Below are 12,758 nucleotides of genomic sequence, written 5' to 3'. Positions count from 1 at the left end.
TTGTATGGGGCTTGGGGTCAGCCTGGGGGCGCTGCCAGCGGAGACCCCTTGTCGTGGTACATGGCGCGGTCGGCCTGGATCAGCCACTGCTCGGCGCGCCAGCCCGGCTGGTACTGGCTGATGCCAACGCTGATGCCGACCGCCAGCGGGAGCCCTTCCACCTCGAACGGCGATTGCATGGTGGCCCTGATCTGCTCGGCGATGACGTCGGCCTGCGCTTGATCATGGCCCGGCAACAACAGTACGAACTCGTCGCCGGCCAGTCTGGCGAAGAAGTGCTGTGGCTCGAGGCTGCGGCTGATCCGCTCCGCCAGCTGGCAGAGGAGGGCATCGCCGTGGCTGTGGCCGAAGTTGTCGTTGACCTGCTTGAAGTCGTCGAGATCGCAAAACAGCAGGCAGCCGGGGGCCGGGCCCTTGACCTGGGCATCGAGCCGCTCCATCAGGCTCAGCCGGTTGGGCAGGCCGGTGAGCGGATCGCGGCGAGCCAGCTGCCAGATCTCCTCCTCCCGCTGGCGGCGCAGGGCAATCTCGCGATTGAGCCGCTGGTTGCACAGCAGCAGATAGAGGGCCAGCAGCAGGATCAGCACGCTGGCCGCCAGGCTCAGCAGGAACCAGGGACGCCAGAAGATCCACTGTTCGGAAGGGGCCTGATAGAGAAATTCGTGCAAGGAGACCGGCTTGGACACCAGCCCGATCTCGACCAACTGCTGCATGATGTGGGTCATGCGATCGGGATTCATATACCCGATCTCCACATAGAGCGGCTGGATCATCTCCTTGCTTACCTGCAGCTCGTACTCCATGTGGGCCTGACTGCGGTTGACGCCATACTCCTTGCGCAGCAGGGCGATGGCTTCTTGCGGGTGGGCGAGGGCGTAGCGCCAGCCCGCCAGGCTCGCGGCTCGAAACCGGGCCACCCGATCCGGATGGGCGCGCTCCTGTGCCTGGGTGGTGAACAGGATGTCGCTGTAGAAATCGATGCCGTAGTTGCGCGGATTGATGACGGAGACGGGGATGCCGCGCTCCTCCAGATAGAAGGGTTCGTTGCTGAGGTAGGCGTTGAAGATGTCGACCCGGCCCTGGATGAGATCCTCGATGTTGACCGAGGTGGGCAGCGGGATGAGCTGGTGTTCATTGAGCCCCTGATAGAAGAGGGTGGCCAGCAGTTCGGCGTCCTGATGGGCCGAAAACATCATGATCCGTTTGCCACGCATGTCGTCAACGGTGAGAATGCCGCTGTCACGGCGAGCCAGAAAGATGGACGGGGAGTGCTGATAGACGCTGGCCAGCGCCAACAGTGGCTGGCCGCTGGCGTAGCTGGTGAGCACCTCGGTGTTGCCGACCCCGAAGTCGGCCCGCCCGCTCAGCACCTCTTCTACCGGGCTGATGTCCTTGCCGCCGGGCCGTATCTCGACGTCCAGCCCGGCACTGGCATAAAAGCCCTTGGCCTTGGCCATGTGATAGCCAACGAACTGGGGCTGATGCAGCCAGCGCAGCTGGAGTACGACCCGCTCCGGCGCTTCAAGGGTGGATTCGCTGGCCCGCAAGGGAACAGCATGACTGATGCCAATCAGCAGCAGCCAAAGCAGGTATCTCTTCATCCGTGCGAGTCTTGTTCTGAGTGTTCATGGGGTGCGACCCCGCAGGGTCATGTTCTTGTAATTAAAAACATTCTAAAGGGTTATTGATGTACCGGATACTAGCGCAGCACAAAGATTTTATGGTTATCAACAAGGGGCCCGGGCTCGGCATGCATGACGAGACCGACGAGGCCGGCCTGCTCCATCCGGGGCTGGTCAGCCGGGTCAAGGCCGACACCGGTCTGCTGCTCTATCCGGTGCATCGGCTCGACAAGATGACCTCCGGGCTGGTGCTCTTGGCGCGCACCACCGAGGCCAACCGGGCCCTCAGCATGGCCTTTGCCGCGCGGGAAGTGAGCAAGCAGTATCTGGCCCTCTCGGATCGCAAGCCCAAGAAGAAGCAGGGCTGGGTGAAGGGGGACATGCAGAAGGGACGGGGCGGTAGCTGGATGCTCGCGCGCAGCCAGGACAACCCGGCCATCAGCTGGTTCGACTCCGTCTCGGTGCGCGAAGGCTTGCGGCTCTACCGGATCAAGCCCAGAACCGGCAAGACCCACCAGATCCGGGTGGCCTTGAAGAGCGTGGGTGCGCCGATCCTCGGGGATGAGCGCTACGGCGGCACGGCGGCCGATCGCGGCTATCTGCACGCCTGGCGTCTCGCGTTCACTCTGGCGGGGGAGGCGTTCGACTTCGTCTGCCCGCCCGATGAAGGCATGCTGTTTGTGCTGCCCGAGTTGCACACCGCCATCGCGGGGCTGGCCGAATGAAGGGGGCAACAGTACCAGGCGTGCCGGATCTGCCCGCCAGCGGCTGGATCCTGGCGGATTTTGACGACACCCTGGCGCCGGATGACAGCCATGCCGGGCTGCTGCGTTTCATCCTGCGCCGCCGCATCTGGCCGCTGCTGCTGTGGCCGGTGATGGCGCTGGGCGGGCTGGTCTATCTGCTGCCAAGCCAGCGTCGGCGCGGCATTTCACTGATCTGGTGGGCCATCACCCTCGGGCTGTCGCCGCTGGGGTGGCGCCGCCTGGTGCGGGCCTATTGCCGTACCCGGCCTGGACTGTTTCGTGAGGCACGCGCCCTGCTGCTGGCCGAAGGGCAGCGCTGCTGGGTGCTCTCCGCCAGCCCTCGCGCCCTGGTGCGGGGGCAACTGCATCAGCAACTGCCCGGCCATCTGCCCCATCGCATTCTGGGTTCGCGCATGCACTATCGCCTCGGCGGCCTGATGCCGCGTTTTTACTGCCACGGCCAGCACAAGATCCTGCCCGGGATCCACGCCCTCGGCGCCAACTTGGCACTGAGCGACAGCCTGCACGACTTGCCGCTGCTGGCAGAGGGGCAGGCGGCGTGGCTCATCAATCCCACCCCGGCGCGGCTGCAACAGGCGCGGCAGGCATTGCCCCGCATCGAGCCCAGATACTGGTCCCTGTAAGGCAAAGCTGACAGCCTTGCGGGGCGCCACCGAGCGTGCCACAAGGCTGCGGCTTCAACGTCACAATCTATTTACATCTTTTGACGGTAGCCCCCGTCAAACTATCTGAACGCCGCCTCTTCTCTTCCGCCGCGCCGCCACCTCTAATGAAACAAGTTGTTAACAATGCCGGTGGCGGCTGCCCGCAGCGCCCCGGTGTTACCCTCTTCGTTATCAGTCAATCGCAAGGAGCGCATCATGACGACCACTTCTTCTGCCCGTACTCACACCATCAATCCGCTCGGCACCGATGGTTTTGAATTCGTCGAGTACACGGCGCCGGATGCCAAAGGGATTGCCGCCCTCAAGGCGCTGTTCGTCTCGCTGGGCTTTGCCGAGGTGGCGCAGCACAAACACAAGCAGTGCTGGCTCTACCGCCAGGGGGACATCAACTTCGTGGTCAATGCCGAGCCCCACTCCCAGGCCGAGCAGTTTGCCAGCCTGCACGGGCCGAGCGTCTGCGGCATGGCATTTCGGGTGAGCGATGCCGGCAAGGCCCAGCAGTACGCCATCGGCAAGGGCGCCAAGCCGTTCGTCGGCAAGATTGGCCCCATGGAGCTCAACATCCCCGCCATCTACGGCATCGGCGAGAGCACCCTCTCTTTCGTCGACCGCTACGGCGACAAGGGCTCCATCTATGACGTGGACTTCGTCTTCTATTCCGACTGGCAGGCACGCATGGCCGAGGTGGATGCCGGGCTGTACGAGATTGACCACCTGACCCACAACGTGCAGCGCGGCAACATGGATGTCTGGTCCAATTTCTACGAGCGGATCGGCAACTTCCGGGAGATCCGCTACTTCGACATCGAGGGCAAGCTGACCGGGCTCCATTCCCGCGCCATGACAGCCCCCTGCGGCAAAATTCGCATCCCCATCAATGAATCTTCCGACGACAAGTCCCAGATCGAGGAGTACCTGCGTCAGTACAAGGGGGAGGGGATCCAGCACATCGCCATGGCGTCGAGCGACATCTACCACACCATCCGTACCCTGCGTGGCCGTGGTACCGGCTTTATGCCGACCCCGGACACCTACTACGAGAAGGTGGACAGCCGGGTCGAGGGGCACCAGGAGGATCTGGCGGCGCTCAAAGAGCTGCGCATCCTCATCGACGGCTCTCCCACCAAGGACGGCATTCTGCTGCAGATCTTCACCGACACCGTGATCGGCCCGGTGTTCTTCGAGATCATCCAGCGCAAGGGCAACGAAGGCTTTGGCGAGGGCAACTTCCAGGCACTGTTTGAATCCATCGAGCTGGATCAGATCCGCCGCGGGGTGCTCAATGATGCGTAACGGGAACTGCCACGGGCGGGTTGGTTGTCAAGCAAGGGAGGTTGGCGATGCGCAACTGGATTAACTTTCCCCACCGGGAGGGGACACACTCCCGCCAGGCTCATGCCGACCTGCCCGAGCAGGCCATCTATGAGCGCGAACTGGGCCGCTCCGGCTTTTTCGGGCCGGCCACCCACATGCACCACAAGCATGCCCCCACCGACTGGGTCAACTGGGAGGGGCCGCTGCGCCCGCGCCTGTTTGATCTCAACGCCCTCGGCGAGGAGGTGAGTTCCCTCTCCCCCTGGGTGATGCCGGATATTCTCAGCAACCCCCACTGCCGCTACCGCATCTGGCGCCTGCATGAGCCCATGCCGTTTCTGGTGCGCAACGCCGACGGCGACGAGCTCCTGTTCATCCACGAGGGCAGCGGCGAGTTCTACTGCGACTACGGCCACCTGACCCTGCGCGATGGCGACTACCTGGTGATCCCCCGCGGCACCATGTGGCGCATCGAGCCGACGGCGCCCCTGTTCATCCTGATGATCGAGGCGACCAACGACAGCTACCAACTGCCGGACAAGGGGCTGGTGGGCAATCACGCCATCTTCGACCCGGCGGCGCTCGACGTGCCGGCCATCAACGAGCGCTTCCTGGCCCAGCAGGATGAGAACCCCTGGTCGCTGCAGGTCAAGCGTCACAACCAGGTCTCGGTCATCACCTGGCCGTTCAATCCGCTGGATGCGCAAGGGTGGCACGGGGATCTTTGCGTGGTGCGTCTCAACTGGCGGGATATCCGCCCGCTGATGAGCCACCGCTACCATCTGCCGCCCTCGGCTCACTCCACCTTCGTGGCGAGCCGGTTCGTGGTCTGCACCTTCGTGCCGCGCCCCATCGAGAGCGATCCCGGCGCCCTCAAGGTGCCCTTCTACCACAGCAACGACGACTACGACGAGGTGCTCTTCTACCACGCCGGGGATTTCTTCAGCCGGGACAACATCGAGCGGGGCATGGTCACCTTCCACCCCGCCGGGTTCACCCACGGTCCCCATCCCAAGGCGTTTGCGGCAGGTCAGGCCTATGCCAAGAAGTTCACCGACGAGGTGGCGGTGATGCTCGACACCCGCGATGCGCTCAACGTCGGCAGCCTGTGTGACGGAGTGGAAAACCCGCGTTACGTCACCAGCTGGTTGCGCCCGGAACTCACGCCAGCCACCAACGGCAAATAAGAGGAATCCCTATGAAACTGGCAACCCTGAACAATGGCAAACGGGACGGCGCCCTGGTAGTGGTGAGTCGCGATCTGAGCCGCGCGGTGCGCGTGCCGCAGCTGGCCGCCACCCTGCAGGCGGCCCTCGACGAGTGGGCCGAAATTGCGCCCAAGCTGGCCGCCGTCTATCAGCAGCTCAACGATGGCGCCTGCGCCGACGCCTTCCCGTTCGACGAGACGGCCTGTCTCTCCCCGTTGCCGCGCGCCTACCAGTGGGCTGACGGCAGCGCCTACGTCAACCACGTGGAGCTGGTGCGCAAGGCCCGCAGCGCCGAGATGCCAGAGAGCTTCTGGCACGATCCCCTGATGTATCAGGGGGGCTCGGACAGCTTCCTGCCGCCGCGGGGGTCCATCCCGATGGGGTCGGAGGAGTGGGGCATCGATTTCGAGTCGGAGATCGCCGTCATCACCGACGACGTGCCGATGGGCACCAGCCCGCAGGCGGCCGCCGGCCACATCAAGCTGCTGATGCTGGTCAACGACGTCAGCCTGCGCAACCTCATCCCGGGGGAGCTGGCCAAGGGCTTTGGCTTCTTCCAGTCCAAGCCCTCCAGCAGCTTCTCGCCGCTGGCGATCACTCCGGACGAGCTGGGGGATGACTGGCGCGACGGCAAGGTGCACCTGCCCCTCGAAACCCACCTCAACGGCGCTCTGTTCGGGGCCCCAGACGCCGGGGTGGACATGACCTTCAACTTTTATGAGCTGATCGCCCACGCCGCCAAGACCCGGCCCCTTGGGGCGGGCTGCATCATCGGCTCGGGGACCGTCTCCAACTACGACAGAAGTCGCGGCTCATCTTGCCTCGCCGAGCTGCGAATGCTGGAAATTATCGAGTCAGGTCAAGCCACTACACCCTTTCTGCGCTTTGGTGATACAGTGTCCATCGCGATGCAGGATCGTAACGGGATGAGTCTGTTTGGCACCATTTTGCAGCGGGTCACGCCGGCGGGGGCCAGTCAGACGAAGTGAGGGGCCAGCATGGATACGAGGCCGGCTGGTGAGCGGCAGGTGCCCTTGCACCTGCCAACACAGGGACAGATTATGTTGCAGTTGTTTGGATATTGGCGTTCATCGGCAAGTTATCGGGTACGGATCGTGATGCAGCTCAAGGGGCTCGATTATGAGCAGCATCCGGTCAATCTGCGGCAGGGCGAGCAGCGCGAGAAGGCCTACCGTCGGCTCAACCCCCAGGGGCTGGTGCCGTTTCTGGTGGATGGCGAGGTGCAGGTGGGTCAGTCGGTAGCCATCATGGAGTATCTCGACGAAACCTACCCCGCCCACCCGCTGATGCCTTCGGCCCCGCAGGAGCGCGCCCGGGTACGCCAGATCGTCAACATGATCGCCTGCGACATCCACCCCCTCAACAACCTGCGGGTGCTCAACTATCTGGAGCAGTCGCTGGGGCAGGGCAAGGCACACCGCGACGAATGGTATCGCCACTGGATTGACGAGACCTTCGCCGCGCTGGAGCAGCTGCTGATGACCACCGCCGGCATCTATTGCGTCGGCAACGAGGTGACCCTGGCGGACTGCATGCTGGTGCCCCAGGTCTACAACGCCCGCCGCTACGACATGTCGCTGGAAGACTACCCCACCATCAACCGCATCGTCGCCAACTGCGAGCAGTTGCAGGCCTTTATCAAGGCCGCGCCAGAGCAGCAGCCGGATGCCCAGCCCTGACATACGGCAGGCCGGGTCCGGTCATCCCGGCCCGGCCTGCCGTGTTCACTCTGCCAACACCCTCCCTTCCCGTTCGCCTCAGGGCGTTCCGTTGCAGCCATAGCGCCGAAAGCCGGGCCGCTCGCCTAGGCGCTGGTAGTAGTCGTTCACGGCGGGCAGCAACGGACGATCATAGGGCGTCTCCAGCCAGCGGTTGACCGACAGCCCGATGGGAATGTCCGCCAGCGAGAAGTGGGGGCCGGCCACATATCCCCCGGTTGCTTGAAGCTGTCTCTCCAGGATCTCCATGCAGTGAGACCACTGCAGGCAAGCTGCGTGAAGGGCCTGATGGTCTTGATGCTGGGGGGAGCGCCGCACCAGCGACAGGAAGGCGTAGCGCCAGGCGCTGTTCAAGTCCGATGCCTGCCAGTCAATCCATTGATCGACCCGGGCCCTTGCTCTCGCCTCGACGGGATAGAGCGCGTTGTCGCCGTAACGCGCCGCCAGGTAGCGGATGATGGTGTTCGACTCCCACAGGGTGAAGTCGTCATCCTGAATGACCGGCACCATGGCATTGGGGTTGAGTGCCAGAAATGCCGGTGTATCCGTCGGCTTGAAGCCGGTACCCCACTGCTCCAGCTCGAACGGGAGATCCAGCTCGGCGCAGGTCCACAGCACCTTGCGCACATTGATGGAGGAGGCTTTGCCCAGTATCCGTAACATCTTTTCGTCCTTGTCGGGGGGATGGCCGGCTTGCCGCAGGCCTACAATCCCCTGCTTGCACGGCCATCGAGGCCCAACACAGTCATCGACCGTGCGGGGCCCTGATTGCATCGATTGGCGAGTCAGCCGTGGGTGGTCTTGGGCTGGAAGAAGGCGATGAACTTGCCGAATTTCTCCCCGTCGTAGCTGTCACCCTTCTCCAGCAGCCCGGTGTTGAAGGATTCCAGTAGCTTGCCCTTGGCATCCAGCACGTAGAAGTGGGGCACCCCCAGATACTCGGGATACCCTTTGAGGAAGGACTCGTTCTTGTTCTGTTTGCTGACGTTCACCTTGACCACCACGAAGGTGCGGTTGAGCTGACTGGCAAGATCGGGTTGTTGGTCCAGAAAGTGGTTCATCTCCTGGCACCAGCTGCACCACTCGCCGCCCACCAGCAGCAGGACTTTCTTGCCCTCGGCACTGGCCTTGGCGGTGGCGGCGGCGAGATCGCGGGCCGGGTCCCGCTGCTCGTCATAACCCTGGCTGTAATCGGGCAGGGTCTGGCTCCAGAGGTGGCCGGCGCTGTACGCCTCGCCATGAAACAGGGCGGTGCCAAGCACCAGCGGCAATAGCAGTCGGTTCATCACGTGCTCCTTGTGTTGTTGTGGTTGCTTCCAAGCCGCAACAATGTGACACGAGCGAGCCCGGCCGCCAAGGGCGAGATGGGCGCTTGTTATGCAAAAAGCGGGAATGGGTCGGCAGGAAAAAACCAAGCCCCTCGCAGGAGGGGCTTGGCATTCAGGCAAGGGGTGTTGCCGGCAGATCAGTAACCCTGCTGGTGGACGTCCATCACGGCGCGACCGGACGGGTCGGCCATCTCCTTGAACTTGGCATCCCACTCCAGGGCGGTGGGGGTGGAGCAGGCGACCGACTTGCCGTAGGGCACGGTGCGGGCGGCGGACTCCAGCGGGAAGTGCTCGTCAAAGATGGCGCGGTAGAAGTAGGCTTCCTTGGTGAGCGGGGTGTTGACGGGGAAGCGGAATGCCGCTGCCTCGAACATCTGATCCGTCACCTCTTCCTCGACCATGGCTTTCAGGCTGTCGATCCACGAATAGCCCACGCCGTCGGAGAACTGCTCCTTCTGGCGCCATGCCACTTCGTGGGGCAGCAGATCCTCGAAAGCTTCGCGCAGGATATGCTTCTCGATCTTGCCCTTGCCGCACATCTTGTCGGCAGGTTGCAGGCGCATCGCCACGTCCATGAACTCCTTGTCAAGGAAGGGCACACGACCCTCCACCCCCCAGGCGGCCATCGACTTGTTGGCGCGCAGGCAGTCATAGAGGTGCAAAGAGGCGAGCTTGCGCACGTTCTCTTCGTGGAACTCGCGGGCGTTGGGCGCCTTGTGGAAGTAGAGGTAGCCGCCGAACAGCTCGTCGGAACCTTCACCGGAGAGCACCATCTTGATCCCCATCGCCTTGATGTAGCGGGCCATCAGGTACATGGGCGTGGAGGCGCGGATGGTGGTGACGTCATAGGTCTCGAGGTGATAGATGACGTCCCGCAGGGCATCCAGACCCTCCTGCACGGTGAAGTGGATCTGGTGGTGGATGGTGCCAAGGTGATCGGCCACCTTGCGGGCGGCGGCGAGATCCGGCGAGCCTTCCAGGCCGACGGCGAAGGAGTGCAGCTGAGGCCACCAGGCTTCGCTCTTGCCATCGTCTTCCACCCGGCGGGCGGCATAGAGCTTGGTGATGGCGGAGATGACGGACGAATCCAGCCCGCCGGAGAGCAGCACGCCGTAGGGCACGTCGCACATCAGCTGGCGTTTGACCGCCGCTTCCAGCGCGGCTTTGAGCTCGGCCTTGTCGCTGACGTTGTGCTCGACCGCGCCGTACTCCATCCAGTCGCGCTTGTACCACTGTTTAAGCTCGCCATCCTTGCTCCACAGGTAGTGTCCCGGCGGGAAGGTTTCAACGCTCTTGCAGACCGGTACCAGCGCCTTCATCTCGGAGGCGACGTAGAAGTTGCCGTGCTCGTCGCGGCCGGTGTAAAGGGGGATGATCCCCATGTGGTCGCGACCAATCAGGTAGGCATCCTGCTCGGCGTCATAGAGGATGAAGGCGAAGATGCCGTTGAGATCATCCAGGAAGGCGGGGCCCTTCTCCTTGTAGAGGGCCAGCAGCACCTCGCAGTCGGAGTGGGTCTGGAACTGGAAGTCGACCTTGAGGTTCTTCTCCAGCTCCTTGTGGTTGTAGATCTCGCCGTTGACGGCCAGCACGTGGGTGCGCTCGGGGTTGTAGAGCGGCTGGGCGCCGTTGCCCGGATCGACGATGGCCAGGCGCTCGTGCACCAGGATAGCTTTGTCGGAGCTGTAGACGCCGGACCAGTCAGGACCGCGGTGGCGCAATCGCTTGGACATCTCCAGCGCCGATTTGCGCAGCGCGGCCGCATCGGATTTGATGTCCAGAATGCCGAAAATAGAACACATTGGCGGTAATCCTCTTGATTTTTATATGAGCCCCCCACGTTCGGGCTCGAAATTCCATTTACATTCCTCGCCAATCACAATGCCTAGTGCAAAAACCTTTTGCAAGCGGGAAAACCGCAGAAAATCATGCCGTACACGTCAACCCGGTCGGCCTGAAAAAGGAGGGTTGCAGGGGCCCAGGTTGACGCAGACGTCAAGTCGCGGCGGGCTCGAAGATCACGTAGAGCTTGCGGCAGGGGGTGAGGGTCTCCCACTCCCCGACAAAGCCGGCCGGGATGACGAACTGATCGCCGGGCTTGAGGGGCAGTCTGCCGCCCTGGCCATCGTGGATCACCGCCTCGCCCTCCAGTAAGTGGCAATACTCGTGCTCGGTGTAGTGGATGGCCCAGCGGCCGGGCTCGCAAGCCCAGAAGCCGACGTGAAACTGCTGGCTCGGGTCGGAGTAGTGGTTCCATACCGTCTGGCGCGGATTGCCGGTGCGCAGGCGCTCGGGGGCGGGCATCAGCGGGGTGGGGGCCGCCTCGTGGCGGTCGAGCAGGATCCAGTCGTTGAGGGTCTTCATGCTGCCTCCTTGGCAAAGGGATAAAAAAGCGGGGCCATCCAGGCCCCGTAATTGTTCGTTTTATTAAACGAGGTTGCGCATAACGTAAACGATAGCGCCTCTTTTGCCAAGGGGTGCGCCGCCTCCCGTCAGCGTGGCTGCAGCCGTTTGATAACGTGACGAGCAAAGCCGCTGCCCGCTTCGTCGTAGACGTTGAACACCGCATCCACCCCTTGCTCTTTCAGGGAGGCGATGTCGTCCTCGAAGCGGACGATGGCGGCAATCTTGCCGGCAAAGCCGTGGCTGCGCAGTTTCTCGATGGCGTAGAGGTTGCCCGAGTGGTGAGGCATGGCCAGCAGCACCAGGTTGACCTGGTTGGAGAGCAGCACCTTGTCCCAGAAGTCGGTATCGGTGGCATCCCCCTCGATCACGTTCATGCCCTGGGCGCGCAGGGTGGGCAGCTTCTCGCTGTCGTTCTCCACCCCGAGGATCACGGTACCGTACTTGTTCTCCAGCTCGAAGTAGGCGCCCTGACCGATCCGCCCCATGCCGAGGATGATCACCTCGGCATCGCCGAGCTCGATGGGCCTGTCCTCCGGGTGCAGGGTGGTGGCCTGCATGCCGCGCAGCCAGTTGCCGAGCCGATGGTAAATTCGCTCACTCTGGCCGTTGAGGGGGGCCGAGATCATGAAGCTGGCCGCCAGCGCCAGAGAGAGCGCGACCAGCCACTCGTGGGAGATCCAGCCAGCCTTGGCGGCGATGGCCGCGACGATGAGACCAAACTCCGAGAAGTTGGTGAGCGCCAGGGTGGAGAGCAGGGCGGTACGCACCCGCAGGTGGGCACCGCTGTAGACCAGGTAGTAGAGCGCACTTTTGAGTGGCAGGGCCAGCACCAGCGCCAGCGCCAGCAACATGGTGTCGTGGGTCGGCAGGCCGTTGAGGCCGATGGTAAGAAAAAAGCAGATGAGAAACAGATCTTTGAGGTTGAACAGCGACTTGGCCAGCCCCGCGGAGGCGGGGTGGGAGGCGATCAGCATGCCGATGACCAGCGCCCCCAGATCGGGCTTGAGCCCCACCACCTCAAAGCCGGCAGCCCCCACCACCAGCGCCAGGAAGATCCCGAACAGCACCTGCAGCTCGCCGTGACCGGCCCGCTCCAGCAGTTTCAGCAGCAAGGGGCGCAGCAGCGGGAGGCCCAGGATCCAGAGTGCCCAGATGCTGGGCCACTGACCGCTGGAGACCGCCAGGAAGGCCACCGCGAACAGATCCTGCATCACCAGCACGCCGACGGCGAGACGGGCATAGAGGGCGTTCATGTCGCTGCGCTCCTCCAGCACCTTGACCGCAAACACGGTACTGGAGAAGGAGAGGGCAAAGCCCAGCAGCAGCGCCAGCCGCCAGTCCAGCGACATGGCCAGTGCCAGCCCGAGCCCCTTGCACACCAGCAGCACCACGGTGAACAGCAGGGTGGAGAGCAGCAGGTGCAAACTGGTGGTGCCCCAGACGTCGCGCCGCATCAGGATCTTGACGTTGAGCTTGAGGCCGATGGTGAACAGCAGCAGGGTGACGCCGAGATCGGCGATCTCGTTCAGGGCCGGGGTGTTCTGATAGCCCATGCCGTTGAGCAGAAAACCGGCCGCCAGAAAGCCCAGCAGGGGCGGCAGGCCGATAAGGTTGACCAGCATGCCGCAGCCAAAGGCCACGGCGATCATGACAGGTTCCATTGCGCGTCCTTCAGGGGTAACGAGGCAGACCTGGGCCTTGCGCCAGGC

12 protein-coding genes are annotated in these 12,758 nt (G+C 63.3%); 6 read left to right on the top strand and 6 right to left on the bottom strand.

Annotated features, from left to right (window positions below):
* Nucleotides 1-17 precede the first annotated feature (17 nt).
* A complete protein-coding gene (locus tag E5E96_RS21000) occupies nt 18-1,601 on the bottom strand; it encodes a GGDEF domain-containing protein (RefSeq protein WP_171283060.1) in 1,584 nt (527 codons plus the stop codon).
* Nucleotides 1,602-1,687: 86 nt separating this feature from the next.
* Between E5E96_RS21000 and E5E96_RS20995 the strand changes: the two genes are divergently transcribed.
* The 6 genes from E5E96_RS20995 to maiA all read left to right on the top strand — a co-directional run bounded on the left by E5E96_RS20995 (nt 1,688) and on the right by maiA (nt 7,276).
* The gene (locus E5E96_RS20995) at nt 1,688-2,347 is read left to right on the top strand and encodes a TIGR01621 family pseudouridine synthase (protein WP_171283059.1); all 660 of its coding nucleotides are present in this window, start codon (nt 1,688-1,690) and stop codon (nt 2,345-2,347) included.
* Nucleotides 2,344-3,012, top strand: a complete 669-nt coding sequence (locus E5E96_RS20990) for an HAD family hydrolase (RefSeq protein ID WP_171283058.1) — start codon at nt 2,344-2,346, stop codon at nt 3,010-3,012. The genes E5E96_RS20995 and E5E96_RS20990 overlap by 4 nt, the downstream gene beginning before the upstream one ends.
* A 237-nt stretch (nt 3,013-3,249) precedes the next feature.
* Complete coding sequence (hppD, locus tag E5E96_RS20985; RefSeq protein WP_171283057.1) at nt 3,250-4,347, top strand: 4-hydroxyphenylpyruvate dioxygenase; 1,098 nt, start codon at nt 3,250-3,252, stop codon at nt 4,345-4,347.
* A 47-nt stretch (nt 4,348-4,394) separates the two neighbouring features.
* Entirely contained in the window at nt 4,395-5,555 is a 1,161-nt protein-coding gene (locus E5E96_RS20980; RefSeq protein ID WP_011706477.1) for a homogentisate 1,2-dioxygenase, read from the top strand.
* 11 nt (nt 5,556-5,566) lie between these two features.
* Entirely contained in the window at nt 5,567-6,565 is a 999-nt protein-coding gene (locus tag E5E96_RS20975; protein WP_171283056.1) for a fumarylacetoacetate hydrolase family protein, read from the top strand.
* A gap of 72 nt (nt 6,566-6,637) precedes the next feature.
* Nucleotides 6,638-7,276, top strand: coding sequence for a maleylacetoacetate isomerase (gene maiA, locus E5E96_RS20970; protein WP_043119137.1), 639 nt, complete (start codon nt 6,638-6,640; stop codon nt 7,274-7,276).
* A gap of 78 nt (nt 7,277-7,354) precedes the next feature.
* Here the strand turns inward: maiA and E5E96_RS20965 are convergent, their stop codons facing one another.
* From E5E96_RS20965 to E5E96_RS20945, 5 genes are all read right to left on the bottom strand, one after another.
* The gene (locus tag E5E96_RS20965) at nt 7,355-7,978 is read right to left on the bottom strand and encodes a glutathione S-transferase family protein (protein ID WP_171283055.1); all 624 of its coding nucleotides are present in this window, start codon (nt 7,976-7,978) and stop codon (nt 7,355-7,357) included.
* A gap of 122 nt (nt 7,979-8,100) precedes the next feature.
* The gene (locus E5E96_RS20960) at nt 8,101-8,601 is read right to left on the bottom strand and encodes a thioredoxin family protein (RefSeq protein ID WP_024944498.1); all 501 of its coding nucleotides are present in this window, start codon (nt 8,599-8,601) and stop codon (nt 8,101-8,103) included.
* A gap of 179 nt (nt 8,602-8,780) precedes the next feature.
* On the bottom strand, nt 8,781-10,445 hold the full coding sequence (asnB, locus tag E5E96_RS20955; protein WP_024944497.1) for an asparagine synthase B: 1,665 nt from the start codon (nt 10,443-10,445) through the stop codon (nt 8,781-8,783).
* Between the two features lie 193 nt (nt 10,446-10,638).
* Nucleotides 10,639-11,007: a cupin domain-containing protein gene (locus E5E96_RS20950; RefSeq protein WP_166463910.1), complete on the bottom strand. Its 369-nt coding sequence runs from the start codon at nt 11,005-11,007 to the stop codon at nt 10,639-10,641.
* A gap of 128 nt (nt 11,008-11,135) precedes the next feature.
* Nucleotides 11,136-12,710 (bottom strand): cation:proton antiporter family protein, encoded by a 1,575-nt coding sequence (locus E5E96_RS20945; RefSeq protein WP_011706470.1) that lies wholly within the window; start codon nt 12,708-12,710, stop codon nt 11,136-11,138.
* Nucleotides 12,711-12,758: the final 48 nt, after the last annotated feature.

It is taken from the genome of Aeromonas sp. 1805, from assembly GCF_013085525.1.
GTDB lineage: Bacteria > Pseudomonadota > Gammaproteobacteria > Enterobacterales > Aeromonadaceae > Aeromonas > Aeromonas hydrophila.
The sequence above is the reverse complement of the archived record's forward strand: the minus strand, read 5'-3'. Positions and strand labels throughout refer to the sequence as shown.